Raw genomic sequence first — 26,687 nt, 5'->3', positions numbered from 1 at the left:
TCGCCTGCCGATCCACCTGCAGTTCCAGGCACTTGAACGACCCCGCGATCGGCTGAGCCGGTGCGTGCCGATCGCGTCTTCGCGTACGGCTCCGCCGCCGGTCTGATCGGTGACCTTCTGCTCGGTGACCCCCGTCGTGGGCATCCGGTCGCCGCGTTCGGACGGGCCGCGGGCGCCGTGGAGCGGGTGTTGTGGCGGGACCACCGGGGGTGGGGCACGCTGCACACCGCCGTGTGCGTGGGCGGTGCGGTGGGACTCGGTGCCGTGGCGGAGAACGTCGTACGTCCGTCCCGTACCGCTTCCGTCGCGCTCACCGCAGCCGCCACCTGGGCCGTCGTGGGCGGGACTTCACTCGTGCGGGAGGCCCGGGTCATCGGGCGGGCGCTGGAGGCCGGAGACGTCGAGGCGGCCCGGGACCGGCTGCCGCATCTGTGTGGGCGCGATCCTCAGGCACTCGATGCCGACGGGATCGCGCGGGCCGTCGTGGAGTCCGTCGCCGAGAACACCTCCGACGCCGTGGTGGGGGCGCTCATGTGGGGAGCCGCCGCCGGAGTGCCGGGGCTGCTCGGGTTCCGGGCCGTGAACACGCTCGACGCCATGGTGGGACACAAGTCGGTCGAATACCGCCGCTTCGGGTGGGCTTCGGCCCGGCTCGACGACCTCGCCGGGTGGCCGGGGGCGCGGCTGACCGCCGTACTCGCCGCCCTGGCCGGTGACAGTCCGCGGGGTGCCGTGCGGGCCTGGCGGGAGGACGCACCCCAGCATCCGAGCCCCAACGCCGGGCCCGTCGAAGCCTCGTTCGCGGGGGCGCTGGGTGTCCGGCTCGGCGGGACCCTCTCGTACGCGGGGCGGGTCGAGCATCGGCCGGTGCTGAATCAGCGAGGGCGCGCCGTCGCCACGTACGACATCGAGCGCGCCGTACGGCTGTCACGGCGCGTCGGGCTGCTCGCGCTCAGCGTCGGTGTCGCCGCGCGGGCCTTCGTGAAGGGGCGTACGGCATGAGTGGCGGGGGTCTTCTCGTCGCCGGAACCACCTCGGACGCCGGCAAGAGTGTCGTCACCGCCGGGATCTGCCGATGGCTGGTGCGGCAGGGGGTGAAGGTCGCGCCGTTCAAGGCGCAGAACATGTCCCTCAACTCGTTCGTCACGCGCGAGGGCGCCGAGATCGGGCGGGCCCAGGCCATGCAGGCGCAGGCCTGCCGCATCGAGCCCACCGCGCTCATGAACCCCGTGCTGCTCAAGCCCGGTGGTGAGCAGAGCAGTCAGGTCGTGCTGCTCGGGAAGCCCGTCGGGGAGTTGAGCGCACGCGGCTATCACGGCGGGCGGCAGCAGCAGCTTCTCGGGACCGTGCTCGACTGTCTCGGCGAGTTGCGGGGCACGTATGACGCGGTGATCTGTGAGGGGGCGGGCAGCCCGGCCGAGATCAACCTGCGGCGTACCGACATCGTCAACATGGGGATCGCCCGGAACGCCGGGCTGCCCGTGCTGGTCGTGGGCGACATCGACCGCGGGGGCGTCTTCGCCTCCTTCTTCGGGACCGTCGCGCTGCTCTCCCCCGAGGACCAGGCGCTCGTCGCCGGGTTCCTCGTCAACAAGTTCCGGGGGGACGTCTCGCTGCTGGAGCCGGGGCTGGACATGCTGCACGGGCTCACCGGGCGCCACACCTACGGCGTTCTGCCCTTCCGGCACGGGCTCGGGATCGACGAGGAGGACGGGCTGCGGGTGTCACTGCGGGGGACCGTCCGGGAGTCCGCGGTGAGCCCTCCGGTGGGCGAGGACGTGCTGCGGGTCGCCGTCTGTGCGATTCCGCTGATGTCCAACTTCACCGACGTGGACGCCCTGGCCGCCGAACCCGGTGTGGTGGTGCGGTTCGTGGACCGGGCGGAGGAGCTGGCGGACGCCGACCTCGTCGTGATCCCGGGAACCCGTGGGACCGTACGGGCACTTGAGTGGCTGCGGGAGCGCGGGCTGGCCGACGCCCTCGTCACCAGGGCCGCGCAGGGACGCCCGGTGCTCGGCATCTGCGGCGGCTTCCAGATCCTCGGCGAGCACATCGAGGACGAGGTCGAGAGCCGGCAGGGGCACGTCGAGGGGCTCGGAGTCCTTCCCGTGCGGGTGCGGTTCGCGCGGGAGAAGACCCTGACCCGGCCGGAGGGCGAAGCCCTCGGCGAGCACGTCGCGGGGTACGAGATCCATCACGGGGTCGCCGACATCCACGGGGGCGAAGCGTTCATCTCTGATGACAAAGGACACAGCCTGGACGGCTGCCGCGTCGGCCAGACCTGGGGGACCCACTGGCACGGCTCGCTGGAGTCGGACGGGTTCCGGCGGGCCTTCCTGCGGGAGGTGGCGGCCGCCGCGGGCCGCCGGTTCGTGCCGGCCCCCCACACCTCGTTCGCCGCGCTGCGCGAGGAGCAGCTCGACCGGCTCGGCGACCTGATCGAACAGCACGCGGACACGGACGCGCTGTGGCGGCTCATCGAGTCCGGTGCGCCGCAAGGACTGCCTTTCATTCCACCGGGAGCGCCCGCATGAGCACAGTGTTGTTGTTGTCCACCGCCGACACGGATCTGCTGGCGGCCCGGGCCGCTTCCGGTGCCGAGTACCGGATCGGCAACCCGACCCGGATCGACGTCACGGACGAGCTGCCCGCGCTCCTCGACGGCGCGGACATCGCCGTCGTACGGCTGCTCGGCGGCAAGCGGGCCTGGGAGGACGGGCTCGCCGCGCTGAAGGCTTCCGGCGTCCCGACCGTGCTGCTCGGCGGAGAGAGCGTGCCGGACGCCGAGTTGATGGCCGAGTCGTCCGTACCGGCCGGTGTCGTGGCCGAGGCGCTCAGGTACCTCGTCGAGGGCGGTCCCGCGAACCTGGAGGAACTCGCCCGTTTCCTGTCCGACACCGTGCTGCTGACCGGCGAGGGGTTCGCCGAGCCGCAGAAGATGCCGGAGTACGGCGTCCATGGCCCGCTCGCGCCGGACAACGGCCGCCCGACCGTCGGGGTGCTCTTCTACCGGGCCCATGAACTCAGCGGCAACACCGCCTTCGTGGACACCCTGTGCGAGGCCATCGAGGCGCGGGGCGCCAACGCCCTTCCCGTGTACTGCGGTTCACTGCGCGGTGCCGACGCCGGACTCTACGAGCTCCTCGCCCGGGCCGACTCCCTCGTCGCCACCGTCCTCGCCGCCGGCGGCACCCACGCCTCGCAGGCCTCGGCGGGCGGTGACGAGGAAGCGTGGGACATCGGGGCGCTGGCCGACCTCGACGTGCCTGTGCTGCAAGGGCTCTGCCTCACGTCGTCCAGGGCCGCGTGGGACGAGTCGGACGCCGCCCTCTCCCCCATGGACGCGGCCATGCAGGTCGCGATCCCGGAGTTCGACGGACGGCTGATCACCGTGCCGTTCTCCTTCAAGGAGCAGGGGCCCGACGACGTCCCGGTGTACGTGGCGGACCCCGAGCGGGCCGCGCGGGTCGCCGGGATCGCCGTACGGCACGCGGAGTTGAGGCACAAGCCGAACGCCGAGAAGAAGCTCGCGCTGGTCTTCACCGCGTATCCGACCAAGCACTCACGGGTCGGCAACGCCGTGGGCCTGGACACGCCCGCTTCGGCGGTGCGGGTGCTGGACTCGCTCAGGGATGCCGGGTACGTCGTCGAGGGGTACCCCGACAACGGCGACGAGCTCATCCACCGGCTGATCGAGGCCGGCGGACACGACGTCGAGTGGCTGACCGAGGACCAGCTGGCGTCGGCTCCCGCGCGGGTGCCGCTCGCCGACTACCGGGCCTGGTTCGACAAGCTGGAGCCGGGGCTTCGTCAGGCCATGGTGGACGCGTGGGGTGAGCCGCCGGGCTCGCTGTACGTCGACGGGGACGACATCGTGCTGGCCTCGCTCCAGTTCGGGAACGTCGTCGTGATGATCCAGCCGCCGCGCGGCTTCGGGGAGAACCCGATCGCGATCTACCACGACCCGGACATGCCGCCGTCCCACCACTACATGGCCGCGTACCGGTGGCTCGAGGCTGCGACATCGGAAGGCGGTTTCGGCGCCGACGCGGTCGTCCACATGGGCAAGCACGGCACGATGGAGTGGCTTCCGGGCAAGGGCCTCGGCCTCAGCGGGGGTTGTGCGCCGGACGCCGTGCTCGGTGAACTGCCGCTGATCTATCCCTTCATCGTCAACGACCCCGGTGAGGGCACCCAGGCCAAGCGGCGCGGACACGCCACCGTGGTCGACCACCTGGTGCCGCCGATGGCGCGGGCCGACACCTATGGCGACCTCGCCAAGCTGGAGCAGCTCCTCGACGAGTACGCCCTCGTCTCCGACCTGGACCCGACCAAGGCTCCGGCCGTGCGCGCCCAGATCTGGACGCTGGTCAAGGCGGCCGAGCTCCACCACGACCTGCATGTGGACGAGCAGCCGGACGACGCGGCGTTCGACGAGTTCGTCATGCACATCGACGGCTATCTGTGCGAGATCAAGGACGTGCAGATCCGGGACGGGCTGCACATCCTCGGCGGCGGTCCGGTCGACGAGGCCCGGGTCAACCTGGTGCTCGCCGTGCTGCGCGCCTCGCAGGTGTGGGGCGGGCAGGCGAACGCCCTGCCGGGGCTGCGGGCTTCGCTGGCGGAGCATTTCGGGCTGGTCGAGAAGGAGCTGCTGGCCGAGCCCGGTGCGCCGGTGAAGGTTCCGGTCGAGCTCTCCGACCTCGTCGAAGGCCCTGCGCGCAGTGCCGCCGACGCGATCGATCTGCTGGAGCAGCTGTGCCGTCGGGTCGCGGAGGGCATGGAGGCCGTGTCCTGGGACGTGACGGCCGTCCCCGGTCTCGTGCGTGACGTCCTCGGGACCGAACTCCCCGAGGCCGTCGCCGTGCTGGAGTTCGCCTGCACCGAGGTCGTGCCCCGGCTGGCCCGTACGACGGACGAGATCGCACACATCCTCAAGGCCCTGGACGGCGGTTACGTCCCGGCGGGGCCTTCCGGCTCGCCGACCCGCGGTCTCGTCAACGTCCTGCCGACCGGCCGGAACTTCTACTCCGTCGACCCCAAGGCCATTCCGTCCAGGCTGAGCTGGGAGGTCGGCCAGTCGCTCGCCGACTCGCTCGTGCAGCGGTACCTGGCCGACACCGGCGAGTACCCGAAGTCCGTGGGGCTCACGGTCTGGGGTACGTCCGCGATGCGTACGCAGGGCGACGACATCGCCGAGATCCTCGCGCTGCTGGGCTGCCGTCCGGTGTGGGACGAGGCCTCGCGGCGGGTCACCGGCTTCGAGGTCGTTCCCCTGACCGAGCTCGGCCGTCCGCGCATCGACGTCACGGTCCGCATCTCCGGCTTCTTCCGGGACGCGTTCCCGCATGTCGTCGGCCTGATCGACGACGCCGTCCGCACGGTCGCCGACCTGGACGAGCCGGCCGACCAGAACTTCGTGAAGGCGCACGCCGACGAGGACACCGTCGAGCACGGTGACCGGCGGCGCGCGACGGCCCGGATCTTCGGGTCCAAGCCGGGCGCGTACGGCGCCGGTCTGCTGCCGCTGATCGACGCCCGCAACTGGCGCTCGGACGCAGACCTCGCCGAGGTGTACGCGGTGTGGGGCGGCTACGCCTACGGGCGCGGGCTGGACGGGCGGGCGGCGCGCGGGGACATGGAGACGGCGTTCAAGCGGATCAATGTGGCCGCGAAGAACGTCGACACCCGCGAGCACGACCTGGTCGACGCCGACGACTACTTCCAGTACCACGGCGGCATGGTCGCCATGGTGCGCCACCTCACGGGCGTCAACCCCGAGGCGTACGTGGGCGATTCCGCGACGCCCGACCAGGTGAAGACGCGGACGCTCGGCGAGGAGACCCACCGGGTCTTCCGGGCCCGGGTCGTCAACCCGCGCTGGATGGCGGCCATGCGCCGGCACGGCTACAAGGGCGCCTTCGAGATGGCGGCGACCGTCGACTACCTCTTCGGCTACGACGCCACGGCGGGCGTGGTCGACGACTGGATGTACGAGAAGCTCAGCGCGGAGTACGTCTTCGACGCGGAGAACCGGGACTTCATGAAGAAGTCCAACCCGTGGGCGCTGCGGGGCATCACGGAGCGGCTCCTGGAGGCCGCCGACCGTGGACTGTGGGCCGAGCCGGACGCGGACACGCTGGAGCGGCTGCGGGCCACGTACCTGGAGCTCGAGGGCGACTTGGAGGGTGACGAGAAGTGAGTACCCCGTTTCCGTTCACGGCCGTCGTCGGCCAGGAGGACCTGCGGCTCGCGCTGCTGCTGAACGCCGTGTCGCCGGCGGTCGGCGGTGTGCTGGTGCGCGGCGAGAAGGGCACCGCCAAGTCGACGGCGGTGCGCGCGCTCTCGGTGCTGCTGCCCGAGGTCGCGGTCGTCCCCGGCTGCCGTTTCTCCTGTGACCCCGCCGCGCCGGACCCGTCCTGCCCGGACGGTCCGCACGAGGCGGGCAACGGCGGCATGCGCCCCTCCCGCATGGTCGAACTCCCCGTCGGCGCCTCCGAGGACCGGCTCGTCGGCGCCCTCGACATCGAGCGGGCGCTCGCGGAGGGCGTGAAGGCCTTCGAGCCGGGACTCCTCGCCGACGCGCACCGCGGGATCCTCTACGTCGACGAGGTCAACCTCCTCCACGACCATCTGGTCGACCTGCTCCTCGACGCCGCCGCGATGGGGGCGTCGTACGTCGAGCGGGAGGGCGTCTCGGTACGGCACGCCTCGAAGTTCCTGCTCGTCGGCACCATGAACCCCGAAGAGGGCGAGCTGCGGCCGCAGTTGCTCGACCGGTTCGGGCTGACCGTCGAGGTCGCGGCCTCGCGGGAGCCGGACCAGCGGGTGGAGGTCGTACGGCGCAGGCTGGCTTACGACGACGATCCGGCCGGGTTCGCCGCGCGTTGGGCGGACGAGGAGCGTGCCGTACGGCAACGGATCGTCGCCGCACGGGAGTTGCTGCCGTCGGTGCGACTGGGCGACGGGGCGCTCCGGCAGATCGCGGCGACCTGTGCCGCGTTCGAGGTGGACGGCATGCGGGCCGACATCGTGATGGCGCGCACCGCGACCGCGCTGGCGGCGTGGGCCGGGCGGACCGATGTGCTCGCGGAGGACGTGCGGCAGGCCGCGCTCCTCGCGCTGCCGCACCGCCGACGCCGTAATCCCTTTGACGCGCCGGGACTCGACGAGGACAAGCTCGACGAGACGCTGGAGGAGTTCAGCGGGGAGGGCGACGAGGATCCCGACCCGGACGGGCCCGGTGGGGGTGGCGGGCAGCCGCCGTCCGGGACACAGGACGACGGGCCGCAGGCCGACGGGGATTCCGGCGCGCAGCCGGAGGCGGGGGACGGTGGCGAGCCGCAGGTCTCCGGTGCCGGTGCCGGGGAGCAGCCGGCCGCACGGGCTTCCGAGCCCTTCCGTACCAAGGTGCTCAGCGTGCCCGGGCTGGGCGACGGCGCTGCCGGGCGGCGGTCCCGTGCGCGGACCGAGCACGGGCGGACGACCGGTGCCCGGCGGCCCCGAGGGGCCTTGACCAAGCTGCACCTGGCGGCCACCGTGCAGGCGGCCGCCCCGCATCAGCGGGCGCGGGGGCGGACGGGGCGGGGGCTCGTCGTCCGGCGTGACGACCTGCGGCAGGCCACGCGGGAGGGGCGCGAGGGGAATCTCGTGCTGTTCGTGGTCGACGCCTCGGGGTCGATGGCGGCGCGGCAGCGGATGAGTGCGGTGAAGGGGGCCGTGCTGTCGCTGCTCCTCGACGCGTATCAGCGGCGGGACAAAGTGGGGCTGGTGACGTTCCGCGGGTCGGCGGCGGAGGTCGCCCTGCCGCCCACGTCCTCGGTGGACGCCGCGGCCGCCCGGCTTGAGACCTTGCCGACCGGTGGGCGTACTCCGCTCGCGGCCGGGCTGCTGCGGGCGCACGAGGTGCTGCGGGTGGAGCGGCTGCGGGATCCCGCGCGGCGGGCGCTGGTCGTCGTGGTGACGGACGGGCGGGCCACCGGTGGGCCCGAGCCGGTCGCGCTCGCGGGGCGTGCGGCTCGGCTGTTCGCCGCGGACGGTGTCGCCTCCGTCGTCGTCGACTGTGAGTCCGGGCCGGTGCGGCTGGGGCTCGCGGGGCAGCTCGCGGGTGAACTGGACGGTACGGCGGTGACCTTGGACGAGTTGCGGGCCGACTCGATCGCCGGACTGGTGAAGGACGTACAGAGGAGGGCCGCGTAATGCCTCAGGGACAGCCGAGTGTGGTGCCGGAGGACGGGCTGACGACTCGTCAGCGTCGCAACCGGCCGTTGGTGGTGGTGCACACGGGCATCGGCAAGGGGAAGTCGACCGCCGCATTCGGGCTTGCCCTGCGGGCCTGGAATCAGGGGTGGCCCATCGGAGTGTTCCAGTTCGTCAAGTCGGCGAAGTGGAAGGTCGGCGAGGAGAACGCGCTGCGGGTGCTGGGGGCGTCCGGGGAGGGCGGGTCGGTCGACTGGCACAAGATGGGCGAGGGCTGGTCCTGGGTGCAGCGCGATGCCCAGATGGACAACGAGGAGAAGGCCCGGGAGGGCTGGGAGCAGGTCAAGCGGGATCTCGCCGCCGAGACGTACAAGCTGTATGTGCTCGATGAGTTCGCCTACCCGATGCACTGGGGGTGGGTGGACACGGATGAGGTTCTTGACGTGCTCAGGAATCGGCCCGGGACCCAGCACGTGGTCATCACCGGCCGCAACGCGCCCGACAAGCTGGTCGACTTCGCCGATCTCGTGACCGACATGTCCAAGGTGAAGCACCCCATGGACGCCGGGCAGAAGGGGCAGAGGGGCATCGAGTGGTGACGTCTTCCGTCCCTCGGCTGGTCATCGCCGCGCCGTCGTCCGGCAGCGGCAAGACCACCGTTGCCACGGGGTTGATGGCCGCGTTCGCCGCGCGGGGGCTCGCCGTGTCTCCGCACAAGGTGGGGCCGGACTACATCGATCCCGGGTATCACGCGCTCGCGAGCGGGCGGGTGGGGCGGAATCTCGACGCGTATCTGTGTGGGCCGGAGCTGGTGGCTCCGCTGTTCCTGCACGGGGCGCGCGGGTGTGACATCGCCGTCGTGGAGGGGGTGATGGGGATGTTCGACGGGGCCGCGGGGGAAGGGGAGCTGGCGTCCACTGCTCATGTGGCGAAGCTGTTGCGGGCGCCCGTGGTGCTGGTCGTCGATGCCTCGTCGCAGTCCCGGTCCGTTGCCGCGCTGGTGCACGGGTTCGCGTCGTGGGATCCCGAGGTGCGGGTGGGGGGCGTGATCCTCAACAAGGTCGCCTCCGATCGGCATGAGGCGTTGTTGCGGGAGGCGTTGGAGTCTGCCGGGGTGCCGGTGTTCGGGGTGCTGCGGCGGGTGGCCCAAGTGGATACGCCTTCCCGGCATCTGGGGTTGGTGCCGGTCGCCGAGCGGCGGGGGGCGGCGGTGGATGCCGTCGCGGCGATGGCGCAACAGGTCCGTACCGGGTGCGATCTCGATGGGCTGGTTTCGCTGGCGCGGGGTGCGGGGGCGTTGTCGTGTGCGGCTTGGGATGCGGCTGAGGTCTTGAGTTCCTCGCCCCCGCCGCCCCTACCCGTCCCGTCCCCAGGGGCTGCCGCCCCTTCGACCCCGCTCCCAGGGGGCTCTGCCCCCTGGACCCCCGCTCCTCAAACGCCGGAGGGGCTGAATTTCCCATCCGTATCCGGCTACGAACCGCCGCATGGGCAGGTGATCGCCATAGCCGGTGGTCCCGCGTTCACCTTCTCCTATGCCGAGCACGCCGAACTGCTCACCGCCGCCGGTGCCGAAGTCGTCCCCTTCGATCCGCTGCGGGACGAGCATCTGCCCGACGGGACCGCCGGCCTGGTCATCGGGGGCGGATTCCCCGAGGTCTACGCCGCCGAGCTCTCCGCCAACGAACCGCTGCGCAAGGCCGTTTCAGCCCTCGCAGAGACCGGCGCTCCCGTCGCCGCCGAGTGTGCCGGCCTGCTCTATCTGTGCCGTGAGCTCGACGGGCAGCCCATGTGCGGGGTGCTCGATGCCTCGGCCCGGATGGAGGACACGCTCACCCTCGGGTATCGGGACGCCGTCGCCGTCAGCGACAGTTCGCTGGCTGTCGCCGGGACGCGGATGCGGGGACACGAGTTCCACCGGACCGTGGTGGAGCCGGAGGTGGGGGACGCCGCGGCCTGGGGTGTGCGGGTGCCCCGGCGGCGGCTCGAAGGTTTTGTACAGCGTGGTGTGCACGCGAGTTATCTGCACACGCACTGGGCCTCGGTGCCCGGTGTCGCCCGTCGGTTCGTGGAGAGGTGCCGGACGTCATGAGCAGCAGCAGGTTGATCGGGGTCGGGGTCGGGCCCGGGGATCCGGAGCTGGTGACCGTCAAGGGCGTCAACGCCCTGCGCGCCGCCGACGTGGTCGTCGTGCCGGTCATGGACACGGGTGAGAAGGGGCGGGCCGAGGCCACCGTTCTGCACTACGTGCCCCAGGACAGGATCGTCCGGGTCGTCTTCGCTCTCAACGAGCGCAGTGACCACGCCCGGCGCGAGGCCGCCTGGGACGCGGCCGGGGAGCGGGTCGCCGGGTTGCTCGCCGCCCACGCGTGCGTCGCCTTCGCCACCATCGGCGACCCCAACGTCTATTCCACCTTCACCTATCTCGCCCAGACCATCGGCGAACTCGTGCCCGACGCCGTCGTCGAGACCGTGCCCGGCATCACCGCCATGCAGGACCTCGCGGCGCGTTCCGGGGCCGTACTGACCGAGGGCACCGAGCCGCTCACGCTGGTGCCCGTCACCGCCGGTTCCGCCGTCCTCAAGGACGCGCTCAACGGGCCCGGGACCGTCGTCGCCTACAAGTTCGGGCGGCTGGCCGGTGAGGTGGCCGAGGCGCTCAGGGAGACCGGGCGGATCGAGGACGCCGTATGGGGATCGGCGCTGGGCATGGAGGGCGAGTCCATCCGGCCCGCCGGTGAGCTCGACGGGGCTCCCCTGCCGTATCTCTCCACCCTCATCGCGCCCGCGCGGCGGGACGGCACCCGCGGTGGCAAGTTGTGAACCCTTCCAGAGCCGCCGGATCAGCCGGACAGGCCCACCACCAGCCAGATGAAACCCACGCCCGCGACGGTGCACAGCAGGGTCGAGCGGGCGGGGTGTTCGTGGTGGGCCTCGGGGAGGATCTCGGCCGCCGCGAGATAGAGGAGCGCGCCGCCGAAGAGACCGAGGTAGCCGCCGAGCAGACCCTCCGGGATGGTCACGAACGACGTGGAGGCGGCGCCCACCACCGGGGCCGCCGCGTCCGCGAAGAGCATCCCCAGCGCTCTGCGGCGGGCGTTCCCGTACAGGCTCGTGATCGTGTACGTGTTGAAGCCGTCCGCGAAGTCGTGGGCCACGACGGCGAGCGCGACCGCGGTGCCCATGCCGCCGCCCACCTGGAAGGCCGCGCCGATCGCCACGCCGTCCATGGCGCTGTGGCCGACCATCGCGGCCGCCGCGGTGAGGCCGACCTCGGGCGCCCGGCCGTTCCTCTCCTCGCCGCCGTGCGCCGCCTGACGGGCGGCCAGCAGACGTTCCACCAGATGGGCCAGCAGGAAGCCGGCCACGAAGAGGAGCAGGGCCGCGGGGACGCCGAAGACCTCGTCGCCGGCCGCGTGCAGCGCCTCCGGCAGCAGGTCCAGGCCGACCACGCCGAGCATCAGGCCGCCGGCCAGTCCGAGGACCAGATGCCGGCGGTCGGTCACCCGCTGCGCCGTCCAGCCGCCGGCCAGCGTCATCAGGAACGCGCCGAGCGCGACGAAGACCGCCATAGAGCCTTGGTATCCGATCAACCGTTCCTAAAAACTGAGCGGGAGTGAGTCCTGTTGCCAGAACGCATGCTCAGCCGGGTGCTCCGAACGGCGTTGGGCACCCTGGTCGCCCGCTTTCGCTCCACGGCCCGGCGGCGCGCATCCGGTGCGCGGTCCGAGAACGTGGGGGCGGGTTCCCTCGCGCCGCCGGGTGTCCGGTCGGGCCTGGACGGTCCGATGCCCCGCACCATCACTCTGGTGGGGCGGGGGCGGTGTCGTCCGTCGCCGGATCGGATGCCCGAGGGCGCGTCGCCCGATCGCGATGCTCGCCGCATCGTGCCGGGAAATCTTGCGGGTTGTCGTGGTGAGAGGCTGCTGCCAGTGCTGCGCGCCCCAGCGGCTGGTGTAGGCGGGGTCGACCGCGACGACGGCGATGTCCTGCTCGGCGGCCATCGACACCAGCCGGGCCCTGAGCTTCGCGGTCGGGAAGCGGGAGATGAGGCGGCGGAATCGCTTGTTGCGGCCGTGCTTCTCGCGGCTGGTGCCGTCGGTGAAGTCGAGGTCCTCGATGGCGATCGCGGCAGCCCCGCAGCGGCGGGCGTGGTGCAGCAGCCTGCTCAGCGCGTGCCGGATCTGCGCGTCCCGGTGCTGGGTACTGCCGGTGAGGTCGTAGAAGTAGCGCTGCGGTTCGCCGACCGGGTTGCCGTGCACATCGAGGTGCCAGGCGGCGAGGTGGTCGTCGTTCATGTCCACTCCCACCACCCCCCGCGCCAGGGCCGCTTCCAACGGCAGGACGGGAGCGGCGGCCCGCTGCCAGGACGCGGTGATGTACCAGCGCCCCCGTGCCGGATCGTGGTGGATGCGGTAGGCGACCGCCCGGTTGACAGTGATCCGATCCAGCCACTCCTGACCCCGGTGCTTGAACACCACGGCCGCGTCCAGCACATACCGACCGTGCGCCGCGTTCGCCAGATGGGCCAGCGGAGCGGGGAGCTTGAGGGAGAGCTGTCCGGTGTCGGTGACGCGGATCGTCTCGTTGCCGAAGCGTTTGCCGGACTCCCCGTCGGCGGCCAGGAACATCCGCTCGGCCGGCCACCGTTCCCGCCAGGCCTGCTCGTCCAGTCCGGCCGCCGCAAGGTGGTGGCGGGTGTTGGCGAGGCGTTTGCCGCCGCGCACCACACGCACCCGGTCCGCCTCCACCACCGCCAGCCGGTCCTTCAGCGTCTGCAGGCGGCGGGACTTGGCATGCCACTCGCCCCGCCAGGCATACCCGCGCACCAACCCCGCGCGCTTGTCGGCGTTCGCACCGAGCGGCCGGGCCAGCCGCGCCTCGATGGAGGCGATCTGCCCCCGCAGCCAGGCCATGTGGGCGGCCTGCCCACGCCGGGCCAGCGCCCACTGGTCATGGCTGGCCTTGGTGATACTGCCCGCCCAGCGCCCCGACGACCTCCCCGTCAGCTCTCGCTTGCGCACCGCCCAGGAGGCCGCATCATGCGCCAGCCCCTGCCGGGAGCGCTCCGCGAGATCCCCGGCCGCCAGCGACCCCAAGTAGACACCGACCTCGGTGAGCACCGCCGCATCCGCCTCAGACGCCCGCAGCCGGTCCCGGACAGCCACCCCGGCCGGAGCGGGCACCACAAACGACGCCGCCGGCTCCCGCAGCCCGCTCACCCCTTCACCCCCGCCCGCGGTTCGAGCCCCCCGTCACCGCAGTCAACGAGCACCACCCGCAAAGGTCACCCATTCGCCCCAAGAACACTCGTTCCCCCCAGGGCCTCGACCGCAGACACCCCCCTTGGCAGCAGCGAAAACCTCCGGCACACCACGGACGACCGGCCCCGCACATCCGGCCCCGGCGCTCCCTCACACTCACCCGAACCCACTCCTGCTCACTACGTCGCCAGCTGTTCCGAACCCCCGTCCGCGCACATCCGGCCATCGCACCGGCGACACCCTTGACACCTTTTGCAACGAGAGGACCGATTCCCATGGCCGATGCCCCCACCGGCAAGGTGACCTTCGTCGGTGCCGGCCCCGGCGCCGCCGATCTGCTGACGTTCCGGGCCGCGCGCGCCATCGCCGAGGCCGACGTCGTGATCTGGGCCGCGAGCCTGGTGCAGGCGGAGGTCCTCGAGCACGCGCGCGAGGACGCGGAGATCCTCGACTCGGCGACGATGTCGCTCGAGGACGTCGTCGCGGTGTACGGGCGGGCGCGCGAAGAGGGCCTCAAGGTCGCCCGGATCCACTCCGGGGACCCCGCCCTGTGGGGCGGCACGCAGGAGCAGCTCGACCGGTGTGCGCGGATCGGCATCGAGACCGAGGTCGTGCCCGGTGTCTCGGCGTTCTCCGCGGTCGCCGCGCTCGCGCAGCGCGAGCTGACCATCCCCGAGGTCGCGCAGTCCGTCGTGCTCACCCGGCTCGGCGGCGGCAAGACGCCCATGCCGCCCGGCGAGGAGGTGCGGGAGTTCGCCAAGCACGGCACCACCATGGCGATCTTCCTGTCGGCGGCGCGCAGCGGGCAGCTGGTGCGGGAGCTGCTAGAGGGCGGCTATCCGACCTCCACGCCGGTCGTCGTCGCCTACCAGGCGACCTGGCCGGAGGAGCTGGTCGTGCGGTGCACGATCGAGACGCTGGAGGAGACCGTCAAGGAGCACAAGCTCTGGAAGCACACGCTCTTCCTGGTCGGCCCGGCGCTGGACTCCGAGGGCACGCGGTCGCACCTCTACCACCCCGGTCACTTCCACGGGTACCGCAAGGCCGACCCGGAGGCCCGGCGGGCCCTGCGCGCGGCGCGGGGTGCCGGCACGTGATCACGGTCGTGGGTACGGGGACGGGGGCGCCGCCCCAGGAGTTCCTGGCCGGCGCCGAACTGGTGGTGGGCGGGCGGCGGCACCTGGATGCCGTACGGCTGCCGGAGGCCGCGGAGCGGATCGTGCTCGGGCCGCTGGCTCCCGCCCTCGACGCCATGGCGGAGTACCTGGAGAAGGAACGGCGGGTGGTCGTGCTGGCCTCCGGTGACCCCGGGTTCTTCGGGATCGTGCGGGTGCTGGCCGAGCGGTTCGGGCCCGCCGCGCTGGACGTGCGGCCCGGGGTCTCCTCCGTCGCCGCCGCCTTCGCGCGGGTCGGACTGACGTGGGACGACGCGGTGGTGGTCAGCGCGCACGGGCGTGATCTCCGTACGGCGGTGAACGTGTGCCGTGCCCGACCGAAGGTGGCGGTGCTGACGGGGCCGGGGGCGGGCCCCGCCGAGCTGGGAGCCGCGCTCACGGCTCACACCCGCGTGCTCGTCGTCGCCTCCGCCCTGGGTACCGACGACGAACGCGTCGAGCGTGTCACCCCCGCCGAGGCCGCCGCCCGGGACTGGGGTACGGCGGTCAGTGTCGTGCTGTGTCTCGACGGGTCGCGGGCGCTCGGTGCCGTGCGCACGGTGGCCGGGCCCGCGGCCCCGCCCGTCCGATGGGCCCTGGAGGAGGGCGAGTTCACCCACCGGGACTCGATGATCACCAAGTTCGAGGTGCGGGCGCTGGCGCTGGCGCGGCTCGGGCCGCGGCTCGGGGATCTGGTGTGGGACGTCGGCGCGGGCTCCGGGTCCGTGGCCGTGGAGTGCGCGCGGCTCGGCGCCGCCGTCGTCGCGGTCGAGAAGGCGCCCGACGGCGTCGAACGGATCCGCGCCAACGCGGCCGCCCACGCGGTCGACGTACGGATCGTGCAGGGGTCCGCGCCGGACGCGCTCGCGGAACTCGACGACCCGGACGCCGTGTTCGTCGGCGGTGGTGGACGCGAACTGCCCGACATCGTCGCCGTGTGCGCGCGGCGGGCCCGGCGGAGCGTCGTCGTCGCCATGGCCGCGCTCGACCGGGTGCCGGCCGTACGCGCGGCACTCACCGACGCCGGGTTCGACTGCGACGGCGTACTGCTCCAGTCGTCCCGCCTCGCACCGCTGCCCGGGGATGTGACCCGGCTCGCGGCGACCAATCCGGTCTTTCTGCTGTGGGGTGCCAGAAACCCCGTCTCTCATGAAGGAGTTGCTCAGTGATCGGCCTCATTTCCGCCACCGCGGCGGGGGCGGCGGCACGCGACCGGCTGGCCGCTGCATGGCCGGACCGTACGCGCGTGTACGACGGGCCCGTGGGCGACGCCGTACGGCGGGCGTTCGCGGAGTGCGAGCAGCTCGTGTGTTTCCTGGCCACGGGGGCGGTCGTACGGCTGATCGCGCCGCTGCTCGGCGACAAGGCCCGCGACCCGGGTGTGGTGTGTGTCGACGAGGGCGGGCGGTTCGCCGTGTCCCTGGTCGGCGGACACGGCGGCGGCGCCAATGAACTCGCCCGGGAGGCCGGGGAGTTGCTGGGTGCCGAGCCCGTGGTGACGACGGCGACCGACGCGGTGGGGGTGCCCGGGCTCGACATGCTCGGGCTGCCGGTGGAGGGGGCGGTGGCCGCCGTCTCACGGGCGCTGCTGGACGGGGAACCCGTCGCCCTGCACAACGAGTCGGGCTGGCCGCTGCCGCCGCTGCCGGTCGCCGGGGAGGGGGCGTACGGCATCCGGGTCACGGACCGGCTCGTCGAGCTCTCCGGGCAGGAGGTCGTGCTGCGCCCGCCCACCGTCGTCGTCGGCGTGGGCGCCTCCAGGGGCGCGCCCACCGAGGAGATCGTGGAGTTGATCGAGGACTCGTTGCGCCGGGCAGGGCTGTCCGCCCGCAGCGTCACCGAACTCGCCACCGTGGACGCCAAGGCTCAGGAGCCGGGGATCGTGGCGGCGGCCGAGCGGCTCGGCGTGCCCCTGGTCACCCACTCCGCCGAGGAGTTGGCCGCCGTCGAGGTGCCCAACCCGTCGGACGCGCCCCTCGCCGCCGTGGGCACCCCTTCCGTCGCCGAGGCCGCCGCGCTGATCGGCGGCGGTGAACTCCTCGTCCCCAAGCGGAAATCGGCCGCGCGGCCCGCCATGGCGACCTGCGCTGTCGTACGGCGTCCCGCGCGCGGCCGGCTCGCGGTCGTCGGACTCGGTCCCGGCGCCCGGGACCTGCTCACGCCCCGCGCGAAGGCGGAGTTGCGGCGGGCTTCGGTGCTGGTCGGGCTCGACCAGTACGTCGACCAGATCCGTGATCTGCTCCGGCCCGGGACCCGGGTCCTGGAGTCGGGCCTGGGGGCCGAGGAGGAGCGGGCGCGCACGGCCGTCGAAGAGGCCCGCAAGGGCCAGGCCGTCGCGCTCATCGGCAGCGGGGACGCCGGCGTGTACGCGATGGCCTCCCCCGCGCTCGCCGAGGCCTCCGACGACATCGACGTGATCGGGGTGCCGGGGGTCACGGCCGCGCTCGCGGCGGCCGCGATCCTCGGTGCCCCGCTGGGCCACGACCACGTGTCCATCAGCCTGTCCGACCTGCACACGCCGTGGGAGGTCATCGAGCGGCGGGTGCGGGCCGCGGCCGAGGCGGACATCGTGGTCACCTTCTACAACCCCCGCTCCCGGGGCCGGGACTGGCAGCTGCCCAAGGCGCTGGCCATCCTCGCCGGGCACCGGGAGCCGGCGACGCCGGTCGGTGTCGTACGGAACGCGTCGCGGCCGGACGAGTCCGCCCGGCTGACGACCCTGGCCGCTCTCGACCCGGCCACGGTCGACATGATGACGGTCGTGACCGTGGGCAACACGGCGACCCGCGACATCGCGGGGCGCATGGTGACGCCGCGCGGCTACCGCTGGCAGGAGGGCGCCAAGTGAACCGTGTCGTCCACCCGATCGAGGTGGAGTCCTACCGGCGGCTGCGTGCCCGCCTGGACACCTCGCACTTCCCGCCGCTGACCCGGGCGGTGGTGGAGAGGGTCATCCACTCCGCCGCCGATCTGGAGTACGCCACCGATCTGGTCATGGACGAGAGCGACCTGGAGAAGGCGCACGCCGCGCTGCACTCCGGCGCGCCCGTCGTCACGGACGTGGAGATGGTCGCGGCCGGCATCACCCGGCGGGAGACCGTCTGCCGGCTGCGGGACGCGAAGTCGGGGCCCGGTCTGACCCGTTCGGCCCACGCCATCCGCCTCGCCCACGAGCAGGTCGGCCCCGGGGCGATCTGGGTGATCGGCAACGCGCCCACCGCGCTGGAGGAGTTGCTGACCCTGGGCGCGGCCCCGGCGCTCGTCATCGGGCTGCCCGTCGGCTTCGTCGGCGCCGTGGAGTCCAAGGCCGCGTTGCGCGAGAGTGGGCTGCCCGCCGTGAGCAACGTGTCCGAGAAGGGCGGTTCGGCGGTCGCCTCCGCGGCGCTCAACGCCCTGCTGTACCACCCCACCCACCCTTCCGAGGAGACATCGTGACCACCCCGCCGCCCGCCCTGCTCATCGCCGGTCATGGCACCCGGGACGAGGCCGGAGCCGAGGCGTTCCGTGACTTCGTCCGGGAGCTGGGGGCCCGCCACCCCGAACTGCCCGTCGCGGGCGGCTTCATCGAGCTCTCCCCGCCGCCGCTGGGCGACGCGGTGACCGAGCTGGTGGAACGGGGCGTCCGCCGGTTCGCCGCCGTACCGCTGATGCTGGTGTCCGCCGGGCACGCCAAGGGCGACATCCCGGCGGCGCTGTCCCGCGAGCAGGAGCGTCACCCGGGGATCTCGTACACCTACGGGCGTCCGCTGGGCCCGCACCCGGCGCTGCTGAACGTCCTGGAGCGGCGTCTCGACGAGTCGCTGGGCGCGACCGGGGGGCGCACCCCGATGGACCGGGCGGACGTGACCGTGCTGCTCGTCGGGCGGGGTTCCACCGATCCCGACGCCAACGCCGAGGTGTACAAGGCGGCCCGGCTGCTGTGGGAGGGGCGCGGATACGCGGGCGTGGAGACGGCGTTCGTGTCGCTGGCCGCGCCGGACGTGCCGAGCGGGCTCGACCGGTGTGTGGCGCTGGGGGCGCGCAGGATCGTCGTGCTGCCCTACTTCCTGTTCACCGGGATCCTGCCGGACCGGGTGAAGCAGCAGACCGAGGGCTGGGCGGCCGCGCATCCGGAGGTCGAGGTGCGCTCGGCGGAGGTCATCGGTCCGGAGCCGGAGCTGCTCGACCTGGTGATGGAGCGGTACGAGGAGGCCGTCAAGGGCGACCTGCGGATGAACTGCGACTCGTGCGTGTATCGCATCGCGCTGCCGGGCTTCGAGGACAAGGTGGGGCTGCCCCAGCAGCCGCACTTCCACCCGGACGACGACGGCCACCATCACCACCACGGCCACCACGCCGGCGCCCACACCCATGCGCACTGACCGAGCCGGCGGCCACGACCTGCGGCACCACGGCGACGCCGAGGTGCGGGACGACGGGGCGCGGCTCACCGACCTCGCCGTGAACGTCCGCGCGGACACTCCCCCGGTCTGGCTGCGGGAGCGGATCGCCGGATCGCTGGCCGGGCTCGCCGCCTATCCCGACGGGCGTGCGGCGCGGGCGGCGGTGGCGGCCCGGCACGAGGTGCCCGTGGAGCGGGTGCTGCTGACGGCGGGGGCCGCCGAGGCGTTCGTGCTGCTCGCCCGGGGTCTGACGATTCGTCATGCGGTGGTGGTGCACCCGCAGTTCACCGAGCCGGAGGCGGCGCTGCGGGATGCCGGGCACACGGTCGACCGGGTGCTGTTGCGGGAGGAGGACGGCTTCCGGCTCGACCCGGCGGCGATCCCCGAGGACGCCGACCTGGTGGTCGTCGGCAATCCGACCAACCCCACCTCGGTCCTGCATCCGGCCGCCACGATCGCCGAACTGGCCCGTCCTGGGCGGACATTGGTGGTGGACGAGGCGTTCCTGGACGCGGTGCCGGGCGAGCGCGAGGCGCTGGCCGGGCGGACGGACGTGCCCGGACTCGTCGTCCTGCGCAGCCTGACGAAGACCTGGGGCCTGGCCGGGCTCCGGATCGGCTATGTCCTGGCCGCCCCGGAGACGATCGCCGCCCTGGAGCGGGCCCAGCCGCTGTGGCCGGTCTCCACACCGGCCCTCGCGGCGGCCCTGGCGTGCATGGAGCCACGTGCTCTGGCGGAGGCCGCCCACGCGGCCCACCGCGTGGCCACCGACCGGGCCCATCTCGTCGCCGGGCTGCGGGAGTTCGCCTCGGACGGGCTCCGGGTGGTCGAGCCGGCACAGGGCCCCTTCGTTCTCGTACGACTGCCGAAGGGGGCTGTCGTACGACGGCATCTGCGCGACCTCGGTTTCGCGGTGCGGCGCGGGGACACGTTCCCGGGACTCGGCGAGGAGTGGCTGCGGCTCGCGGTGCGGGACCGGGCGACGGTCAACTCCTTTCTGCAGGCCCTGGATCAGGCGGTGACGCTGGCCCAGTACTGAGGCGGGTGCCGTCGGGGAAACGGATCTCGACGGTGCCGCCCGGGGTGAGCGTGGCGGCCGCGCCCGTGACCGGTACGTCGGTGCCGAGTGCCACGAGGGTGACCAGGAGGGCGCCGGTGCCTTCGAGGACGGGGGTCGCCGAGTACCGACCGCAGGCGTTGGTGTCCTCGGCCGCCACGACCGTGCCGTCGGCCTCGCCCCAGCCGTACAGGCCGACGACGGTGCTCGTCAGTCCGTCCGCGGCCCGGCGGACCCGCGCCCAGCCGGGCCCGGACTCGGCGATCGGCGGCCCGCTGTCGTCGGCGAGGGCCCACCCCCCCTTCCCGCACCGGGACGTCGTTCACCGGGATGCGGTGCACGCGTACCTCCCACGGCCCGTGCACCACGCTCACCGTCTCGACACGGTGCCCGAGTGCGAGGTGCCAAGAGGCGGCCCTGCGGCCTTCGCAGTGCAGCGGGTGGATACGGCCGCGGGGGGACGGGGTGCCGTCGGGGGCGAGCAGGGCGAGGTGGTTGTCGGGGCCGAGGGGGGTCTCGGGGGCGGTGGCGGTGGAGTAGGCGAGCTTGGCGTAGTGCGGGCTGTCGTCGTCGGCCGCGGGCGGGGGCGGCAGGCGGTCGGTGCCGTGGTTGACGAGGCGGACGATGCCGTCGGAAGCGGTCGAGTGGAGCAGCCAGCCGGGGGCGGGCAGGGCGAGGACGGTGTCGCTGGTGTCGACGGGGCCGGGCTCCTCGGGGGCCGTCCACACGGGGTGGTCCGCGGGCAGCAGCAGGCCGAGGAACGCCTTGCTCGCCCAGTACGGGGAGGCGGGGCCCGAGTAGCGCTGGAGCACTCCCCCGAACGGCCGGTACCAGCCGAGGGTGAGCAGGCCGCGCTCGTCGGGGGCGCCCCGCTCGGCGAAGTGCTTCAGAGTGCCGGAGGCCAGGCGGCGGGTGACGCCGGGCGGCAGCGGGGTGGCGTCGGCGAGGGCTCCCGCCCAGAGCGGGGCGGCGGCCGCGAACCGGTAGGTGAGGGAGCGGCCCTGGTGGACGGGGGCGCCGTCGGAGCCGAAGAAGTACTGGTGGACGCCGAGGAACTCCCGCAGCCGGTCGCGGTGACGGGACACGGTCCCCGGGTCGGCGCGCGGTCCCGCGATCCGGGCCCACAGCACCGGGTACAGGTGCAGCGCCCAGGCGTTGTAGTAGTCGAACTTCTTCCCGTCGCCGTCGGTGTACCAGCCGCCGCCCCGGTACCAGTCGTCCAGCCGGGCGAGGCCCGCGTCGATCTCCTCCCGGCTGTGCGGGGCGCCGACGGAGGCCAGGAACTCCTCCGTGATCACCTGGAAGAGCCGCCAGTTGGAGTCGTTGGCGGTCGCCCCGACGAACCGGCCGAGCCACTCGGTCACCCGGGCCCGCACCTTGTCGTCGAGCCGGTCCCACAGCCAGGGCCGGGACTCGTGCAGGGCGAGGGCGATCGAGGCCGCCTCCACCATCGGCTGGGCACGGTCGGTGATCGCCGGCCAGTGCTCGGGGTGGTGCGGGTCGGTGCCGGCGGCGAGTCCGGCGGCGTACCGCTCGACGAGCGCGGGGCCGACCCGCCCCGCCGACCCGGCGATCCGGAAGGCCGCGAGCAGGAAGGACCGCGCGAACCCCTCGAGGCCGTCGGACCAGGCCCCGGAGTGACTGGGCGGGCCGGGCAGCCGGTACTGGGCGAACCCCGGGGTGGCGTAGGGCAGGAGCCCGTCGAGCAGCCGGTCGGCGACGGCTTCCCAGTGGGCCCGGGTCCAGCCGGTGAGGGGGGACAGGAGGGGGTCGGTGGGCGGGAGATGGGGGTGGTGCGTCGGGTCGTCGGGGGGCGACACATGCGGCGCGGTCATACGGGGGTGAGTCCTCCGTCGGTCGGTGGTGGGGCGACGCTTTTGCGTACGACGATGTGGGTGCCCAGCAGATGACGGCTCCCGGCGGCGTGTTCGGGGTCGCGCAGGGCGATGCGTACGGCGGCGCGGCCGAGTTCCTCGGCGGGCGTCCGGACCGTCGTCAACGGCGGGTTGAAGTCCTCGGCGAGCGGGATGTCGTTGTAGCCGACGACGGAGATGTCCGCCGGCACCCCGAGCCCGGCGTCGGCGATGGCACGCAACGCCCCCGCCGCGACCATGTCGTCCCCGGCGACCACCGCCGTGAACTCCCTGGTCTCCTTGAGCAGTTCGGCCATCGCCCGCAACCCCGCCGCCCGCCCGAGGCCGCAGTCGACGACCCGCGCGGCGGCCGGGGGCAGTCCGTGCTCGGCGAGCGCGGCCCGGTATCCCGCGACGCGCGCGTCGAGGGCGGTGTTCCCGGGCAGCCCGCCGAGAAAGACGATCCGCCGGTGCCCCGCGGACAGCAGGTGCCCGGTGATCGCCCGGGCCCCCGCCTCGTTGTCGAACTCGACGACCAGCGCCGGGATGTCGGGATCCGGGGCCGGACGGCCGCACAGCACCAGCCGCGCCCCGGAGGAGTCGAGGGCCTGCGCGTAGTGGGTCACGCGCGAGCGATACGCCTCGTCCTCGACGACCCCGCCGACGAGGATCACCAGCCGGGCCCCCTCCTCCCGCATCAGTTGCACGAACTCCATCTCCCGCTGCGGATCCCCGCCGGTCGCCCCGACCACGCACAGCCACCCGCGGTCGGCGGCCTCTGCCTCCACTCCCTCGGCGACCTGGGCGTAGAACGGGCTGGTGACCTGCCGGACCACGACGGCGGCCATCTTGCGGCCCCCGCCGACCAGCGCCCGGGCGTGCGCGTTGGCGACGTAGTCGAGATCGCGGGCGGCACGCAGGACACGGGCCCGGGTCGCGGCCGGCACCGGATGGTTGCCGCTGAGCGCGCGCGAGGCCGTCGCCATCGACACCCCCGCGCGCTCGGCGACCTCACGGATCGTGACCCGCCGCCTGGACCCCGTGTCCGTCATGTCGTTCTCCATCCCCCGCGTCTCCTGTTCCTCGGGCGGCGCCTCACGTATTGGCCGCGTAGTCCTTCGCGAACTCCCCGGCCATTCTGTCGCCGCCCTGGGCACGCCACTTCTTGACCACCGCGTCCCACTCCGACAGCGGCAGCCGCCCGGCCACGATCCCGGTGACGGCGTCGTCGAGCAGCGCCTTGAGCGTGGTGCCCTGGGCGTTCTTGGTGCGGGACTGCAGGCCGTTGGAGGCGTTGCGGATGGCGTACGGCACGACCTTCTGCTGCCAGGAGTGCAGGGCCCGTACGGCATCCGGCATGCCCGGCACGAACAGCACCTGCGGGCCTTCGGCGAGGTACTTCAGCGGCAGGTTGGTGTTGTTCTCGACCTCGCCGAGCTCGGTGGGCTCGGGGGAGCCGTCCTTGCCGCGGGTGAAGTGGGTGCCCTCGACGCCGTAGTGGACGAGCTCCCACTCCTGGCTGCCGAAGGGGGCGGCGAGGTAGTCGAGGATGCGCAGGAGGAGCTCGACGCGCTCCTTCTTGGCCTTCTTCAGGACGGTGTAGCCGAAGGAGCGGCGGGCGGCGACGATTCCGCCGGGCTTGCCGTCCACGCTGTACGGGAGGGCCGCGGCCGGGGTCAGCTTGCCCTGGGACTCACGGTACTTGGGGAGGTAGGCGCCGAAGCCGTCCTGCATGGAGCCGACGGTGCCGTTGTAGTAGAGCGTGGTGAGGTCGATCTGGGAGACGGACGTCGAGTCCGGGTAGTAGGAGCCGCTCTTGCGGAGCCTGGCCTGGTAGGCGATGGCCGCCTTGTAGCGTTCGTCCGCGGCACAGTGCTGGAAGGTGCCGTCCTTGGTGACGGCCCACTCGTTGGGCGCGTGGTGGGCGGCGGCGTGCACGGCGTTGCCGAACAGGGAGCCGTTGGCGGCCCCGAGGGCGTAGGTGCGGCCGCTGGTGGCCCGCTGGGCGACGGCGGCGAAGTCCTCGGAGGTCCAGCCCTCCTTCATGCCGGCGTCGGTGAACATGCCCTGGTTGAGCCAGAGGGTGGAGCCGGGCAGCGGGCGTTCGAGCGGGATGCCGTAGATGCGGCCGCCGACGCGGCCCATGTCCTGCCAGGCGTGGGTGGGGATCCCGGCGAGGTTCGGGTATGCGGTGACCGCCTCGCCGGAGAGGTACGGCGTGAGGTCCTCGGCCCGTCGCTGTACGAACTCCGCCTCGCGGGGCAGGACGAAGCCGGAGAACAGGTTGATGATGTCGGGCAGGGTGTCGGGGTCGCCCGCCATGACGGTGGCCATCTTCTTCTGGTAGTCGGCCTGGGAGACGATCGTGTACTCGATCTTCACGCCCAGCGCCTTCTCGACGGCCGCCCAGAACCGGTTCGCGGAGGCCGGCTTGGGCGGGGTGCCGAAGGACACCGACATGACCTTGACGGTCGAGCCGTCGCCGGGCGTACGGGACACGGACCTGACGAGGTCGGCGGGGTAGGCGGTGTATCCGGCCTGGACGCCCGCCTCGGTGGGGGCGAGGTCCGGCTTGGGCCCGCTCGCGGCCTTGTACGCGGGCCAGGGGGCCAGCTTCTTGCCCGCGTTGGAGACATCGCTGTCGCCGGAGCCGGTGGAGCAGGCGGTCAGCGCACCGGAGACGGAGGCCGCCGCCGCGGACAGCAGCAGGGTGCGTCGGGACAGGCTGGGCATGGGTGAATCACCTCGTGTCGGCTTGGGCGTGTCATGTGGATCAGGTCGGCTGTGCGGAACGGTGCTTGTTGGCTGACCCGACCGGGGCCATGGGGTCCCCCCGCTCGAGCGAAGCCGAGAGTGGGGAGCGTGCAGCTGCAAGGCGGAGGAAGGGGCCGATGACCACGACGAGCTGATCAAAATGACACCCCCGACGTCAGCTCTTGATGGCGCCGGTGAGCACGCCCTTGGTGAAGTACTTCTGGAGGAAGGGGTAGATCAGAAGGATCGGCACGGTGGCGATCACGAGGACCGCCATCTGCACGGTCTGCGGGGCGGTGACGGTGCCCTCGCCGGTGGTGGCGTCGGTGAGCCCGGATCCGGCCACCACGTAGGTGCGCAGCACCTGTTGGAGGGGCCAGTGGTCGCTCTCCAGGTAGAGGGAGGCGTAGAACCAGGAGTTCCAGTAGGCCACCGCGTAGAAGAGCCCCACGACGGCCAACGCGGCCTTGGACAGTGGCAGTACGACGGAGACCAGCACCCGCAGGTCCCCCGCCCCGTCGAGGCGCGCGGCCTCGTAGAGCTCGTCGGGGATGCCCTGGAAGAACCCGCGCAGGACGACCAGGTTGAAGACGTTGACCAGGACGGGCAGGACCAGCGAGGCGTAACTGTCCAGCAGGCCGAGCTCCTTGACCAGCAGGAAGCTCGGGATCATGCCGGGCGGGAAGAGGAAGGTGAACAGGACCAGGAGGAGTACCGGCCGGCCGCCGAAGACCCCGGGGCGGGCGAGGGCGTAGGCGAGGGTGACCGTGCACAGGAGGCTCAGCAGGGTCCCCACGACCGTGACGCCGACGCTGACGCCCAGTGCGTGGGTGACGATGCCGCCGTCGAGGATGTCGCGATAGGCCTTGAGCGAGGGTTCGGTGGGCCACAGCACCCAGCCCCCGTTGTCGACGACCTCCTCGGTGGAGGCGAGCGAGGTCGACACGATGACGAGGAACGGCACACAGACCAGCAGCACGACGGCAACCAGGGCCACCGCCTTCGCGGCCTGCGTGACCGGCTTCGGTTTCTCCATCCATCCCGGACGGGCCTGGGCACTCACTTGTAGACCCCCTGTTCGCCGAGGCGGTGGGCGACCTTGTTGGCGGCGTAGACGAGAAGGGCGCCGACGACGCCCTTGAACAGGCCCGCGGCGGCGGCGAATCCGTAGTCGCCGCCGACGATGCCCTGGTAGTAGACGAAGGTGTCGATGATCTCGGAGGCCTCGGGGCCCACCGCGTCGCGCTGGAGCAGCATCTGCTCGAAACCGACCGAGAGGATGTCGCCGAGCCGCATGATCAGCAGCAGCACGATCACCGGGCGGATGGCGGGCAGGGTGACGTGCCAGAAGCGCCGCCAGGGGCCCGCTCCGTCGATCGCGGCGGCCTCGTACTGCTGCTCGTCGACCTGGGCGAGGGCGGCGAGGAAGATGATCGTGCCCCACCCGGCGTCCTTCCAGATGACCTGGGCGACGACGAGCGGCTTGAAGGCGTCGGGGTTGCCGATGATGTCGACGGTGTGCAACCCCATGCCGTCCAGGCCGGAGTTGAGCAGTCCGGTGTCGCCGAGCAGCTGCTGGAAGAGGGCGACGACGATCACCCATGAGATGAAGTGCGGGAGATAGGCGACCGACTGCACGAACCGGCGGACGCTGCTCCGGGTGAGGCTGTGCAGCAGCAGGGCGAGGCCGAGCGGGACCGGGAAGTAGAAGACGAGTTGGAGGACGGCGATCCAGACGGTGTTGAGCACCGAGTCCCAGAACGCGGTGTCCTCGAACATCCGCCGGAAGTTGCCGAGTCCGGTCCAGGGGCTGCCCCACAGGCCGTCGAAGGGGACGTACTCCTTGAACGCGATGACGTTGCCGACCAGCGCGCCGTAGTGGAAGAGCAGGAAGTAGGCGAGGCCGGGCAGCATCAGCAGGAAAAGAGCTCTGCTCTGGAAGCGTTTTCGTCGTACGACTGCCAAGGCTCTCCCTCTTCCTGGTGGGTCAGACCGAAGAGGAAGTTAAAGCGCTTTCATGCATGGGT

General features: G+C 72.5%; 19 protein-coding genes and 1 pseudogene. 13 read left to right on the top strand and 7 right to left on the bottom strand.

Annotation, left to right across the window (positions count from 1 at the left end):
- The first annotated feature begins 60 nt into the window (after positions 1-60).
- Genes M2157_RS36830 through cobI form a run of 7 tightly spaced genes read left to right on the top strand, consistent with a single transcriptional unit; the run spans position 61 to position 11,019 of the window.
- Positions 61-1,002, top strand: coding sequence for a cobalamin biosynthesis protein (locus M2157_RS36830; protein WP_280867375.1), 942 nt, complete (start codon positions 61-63; stop codon positions 1,000-1,002).
- Positions 999-2,534: a cobyric acid synthase gene (locus M2157_RS36825; RefSeq protein ID WP_280867374.1), complete on the top strand. Its 1,536-nt coding sequence runs from the start codon at positions 999-1,001 to the stop codon at positions 2,532-2,534. The genes M2157_RS36830 and M2157_RS36825 overlap by 4 nt, the downstream gene beginning before the upstream one ends.
- Positions 2,531-6,202, top strand: coding sequence for a cobaltochelatase subunit CobN (gene cobN / locus M2157_RS36820; RefSeq protein WP_280867373.1), 3,672 nt, complete (start codon positions 2,531-2,533; stop codon positions 6,200-6,202). The genes M2157_RS36825 and cobN overlap by 4 nt, the downstream gene beginning before the upstream one ends.
- Positions 6,199-8,199 (top strand): putative cobaltochelatase, encoded by a 2,001-nt coding sequence (locus M2157_RS36815; RefSeq protein ID WP_280867372.1) that lies wholly within the window; start codon positions 6,199-6,201, stop codon positions 8,197-8,199. The genes cobN and M2157_RS36815 overlap by 4 nt, the downstream gene beginning before the upstream one ends.
- Complete coding sequence (gene cobO / locus M2157_RS36810; protein ID WP_280867371.1) at positions 8,199-8,798, top strand: cob(I)yrinic acid a,c-diamide adenosyltransferase; 600 nt, start codon at positions 8,199-8,201, stop codon at positions 8,796-8,798. The genes M2157_RS36815 and cobO overlap by 1 nt, the downstream gene beginning before the upstream one ends.
- Positions 8,792-10,288, top strand: coding sequence for a cobyrinate a,c-diamide synthase (locus M2157_RS36805; protein WP_280867370.1), 1,497 nt, complete (start codon positions 8,792-8,794; stop codon positions 10,286-10,288). Before cobO ends, M2157_RS36805 begins: the two co-directional genes overlap by 7 nt.
- Positions 10,273-11,019, top strand: coding sequence for a precorrin-2 C(20)-methyltransferase (cobI, locus tag M2157_RS36800; protein ID WP_280867369.1), 747 nt, complete (start codon positions 10,273-10,275; stop codon positions 11,017-11,019). Before M2157_RS36805 ends, cobI begins: the two co-directional genes overlap by 16 nt.
- 20 nt (positions 11,020-11,039) lie before the next feature.
- Here cobI and M2157_RS36795 read toward each other — a convergent pair whose 3' ends face one another.
- Together M2157_RS36795 and M2157_RS36790 are read right to left on the bottom strand one after the other, a co-directional pair.
- Positions 11,040-11,768 (bottom strand): ZIP family metal transporter, encoded by a 729-nt coding sequence (locus tag M2157_RS36795; protein WP_280867368.1) that lies wholly within the window; start codon positions 11,766-11,768, stop codon positions 11,040-11,042.
- A gap of 27 nt (positions 11,769-11,795) precedes the next feature.
- Complete coding sequence (locus M2157_RS36790; protein ID WP_280867367.1) at positions 11,796-13,418, bottom strand: transposase; 1,623 nt, start codon at positions 13,416-13,418, stop codon at positions 11,796-11,798.
- A 317-nt stretch (positions 13,419-13,735) separates the two neighbouring features.
- Between M2157_RS36790 and cobM the strand changes: the two genes are divergently transcribed.
- From cobM to cobC, 6 genes are read left to right on the top strand one after another with little or no spacing between them, the layout of a single operon-like run.
- Entirely contained in the window at positions 13,736-14,557 is an 822-nt protein-coding gene (gene cobM, locus M2157_RS36785) for a precorrin-4 C(11)-methyltransferase (RefSeq protein WP_280856758.1), read from the top strand.
- A complete protein-coding gene (gene cbiE, locus M2157_RS36780; protein WP_280867366.1) occupies positions 14,554-15,783 on the top strand; it encodes a precorrin-6y C5,15-methyltransferase (decarboxylating) subunit CbiE in 1,230 nt (409 codons plus the stop codon). The genes cobM and cbiE overlap by 4 nt, the downstream gene beginning before the upstream one ends.
- Positions 15,780-17,462 carry a precorrin-3B C(17)-methyltransferase gene (gene cobJ / locus M2157_RS36775; RefSeq protein ID WP_280856760.1) on the top strand — a complete coding sequence of 561 codons (1,683 nt, stop codon included), beginning with the start codon at positions 15,780-15,782 and terminating at the stop codon, positions 17,460-17,462. Before cbiE ends, cobJ begins: the two co-directional genes overlap by 4 nt.
- The gene (locus tag M2157_RS36770; RefSeq protein ID WP_280856761.1) at positions 17,459-18,049 is read left to right on the top strand and encodes a precorrin-8X methylmutase; all 591 of its coding nucleotides are present in this window, start codon (positions 17,459-17,461) and stop codon (positions 18,047-18,049) included. The genes cobJ and M2157_RS36770 overlap by 4 nt, the downstream gene beginning before the upstream one ends.
- Entirely contained in the window at positions 18,046-18,975 is a 930-nt protein-coding gene (locus M2157_RS36765; protein WP_280856762.1) for a sirohydrochlorin chelatase, read from the top strand. Before M2157_RS36770 ends, M2157_RS36765 begins: the two co-directional genes overlap by 4 nt.
- Entirely contained in the window at positions 18,965-20,035 is a 1,071-nt protein-coding gene (gene cobC / locus M2157_RS36760) for an Rv2231c family pyridoxal phosphate-dependent protein CobC (protein WP_280867365.1), read from the top strand. The genes M2157_RS36765 and cobC overlap by 11 nt, the downstream gene beginning before the upstream one ends.
- Here cobC and M2157_RS36755 read toward each other — a convergent pair.
- The 5 genes and pseudogenes from M2157_RS36755 to M2157_RS36735 form a co-directional block, all read right to left on the bottom strand.
- A pseudogene (locus M2157_RS36755) lies at positions 19,983-21,888 on the bottom strand (DUF2264 domain-containing protein). The gene cobC and the pseudogene M2157_RS36755 sit on opposite strands and share 53 nt — an antisense overlap.
- Positions 21,885-22,958, bottom strand: a complete 1,074-nt coding sequence (locus tag M2157_RS36750) for a LacI family DNA-binding transcriptional regulator (RefSeq protein WP_280867364.1) — start codon at positions 22,956-22,958, stop codon at positions 21,885-21,887. Before M2157_RS36750 ends, M2157_RS36755 begins: the two are co-directional and overlap by 4 nt.
- 43 nt (positions 22,959-23,001) lie before the next feature.
- On the bottom strand, positions 23,002-24,639 hold the full coding sequence (locus M2157_RS36745; protein ID WP_280867363.1) for an extracellular solute-binding protein: 1,638 nt from the start codon (positions 24,637-24,639) through the stop codon (positions 23,002-23,004).
- Positions 24,640-24,835: 196 nt separating this feature from the next.
- Positions 24,836-25,723: a carbohydrate ABC transporter permease gene (locus M2157_RS36740; RefSeq protein WP_280856766.1), complete on the bottom strand. Its 888-nt coding sequence runs from the start codon at positions 25,721-25,723 to the stop codon at positions 24,836-24,838.
- Entirely contained in the window at positions 25,720-26,574 is an 855-nt protein-coding gene (locus M2157_RS36735) for an ABC transporter permease subunit (protein ID WP_280858971.1), read from the bottom strand. The genes M2157_RS36740 and M2157_RS36735 overlap by 4 nt, the downstream gene beginning before the upstream one ends.
- Between the last annotated feature and the right edge of the window lie 113 nt (positions 26,575-26,687).

Source organism: Streptomyces sp. SAI-127, from assembly GCF_029894425.1.
Classification (GTDB): Bacteria; Actinomycetota; Actinomycetes; order Streptomycetales; family Streptomycetaceae; genus Streptomyces.
The sequence above is the reverse complement of the archived record's forward strand: the minus strand, read 5'-3'. Positions and strand labels throughout refer to the sequence as shown.

Coding starts and splice junctions, on each gene's coding strand:
- M2157_RS36795 (WP_280867368.1), bottom strand. CDS start 11,768: ATGGCGGTCTTCGTCGCGCTCGGCGCGTTCCTGATGACGCTGGCCGGC.
- M2157_RS36745 (WP_280867363.1), bottom strand. CDS start 24,639: ATGCCCAGCCTGTCCCGACGCACCCTGCTGCTGTCCGCGGCGGCGGCC.
- cobO (WP_280867371.1), top strand. CDS start 8,199: ATGCCTCAGGGACAGCCGAGTGTGGTGCCGGAGGACGGGCTGACGACT.
- M2157_RS36735 (WP_280858971.1), bottom strand. CDS start 26,574: ATGCTGCCCGGCCTCGCCTACTTCCTGCTCTTCCACTACGGCGCGCTG.
- M2157_RS36750 (WP_280867364.1), bottom strand. CDS start 22,958: ATGACGGACACGGGGTCCAGGCGGCGGGTCACGATCCGTGAGGTCGCC.
- cobC (WP_280867365.1), top strand. CDS start 18,965: ATGCGCACTGACCGAGCCGGCGGCCACGACCTGCGGCACCACGGCGAC.
- cobM (WP_280856758.1), top strand. CDS start 13,736: ATGGCCGATGCCCCCACCGGCAAGGTGACCTTCGTCGGTGCCGGCCCC.
- M2157_RS36825 (WP_280867374.1), top strand. CDS start 999: ATGAGTGGCGGGGGTCTTCTCGTCGCCGGAACCACCTCGGACGCCGGC.
- cobN (WP_280867373.1), top strand. CDS start 2,531: ATGAGCACAGTGTTGTTGTTGTCCACCGCCGACACGGATCTGCTGGCG.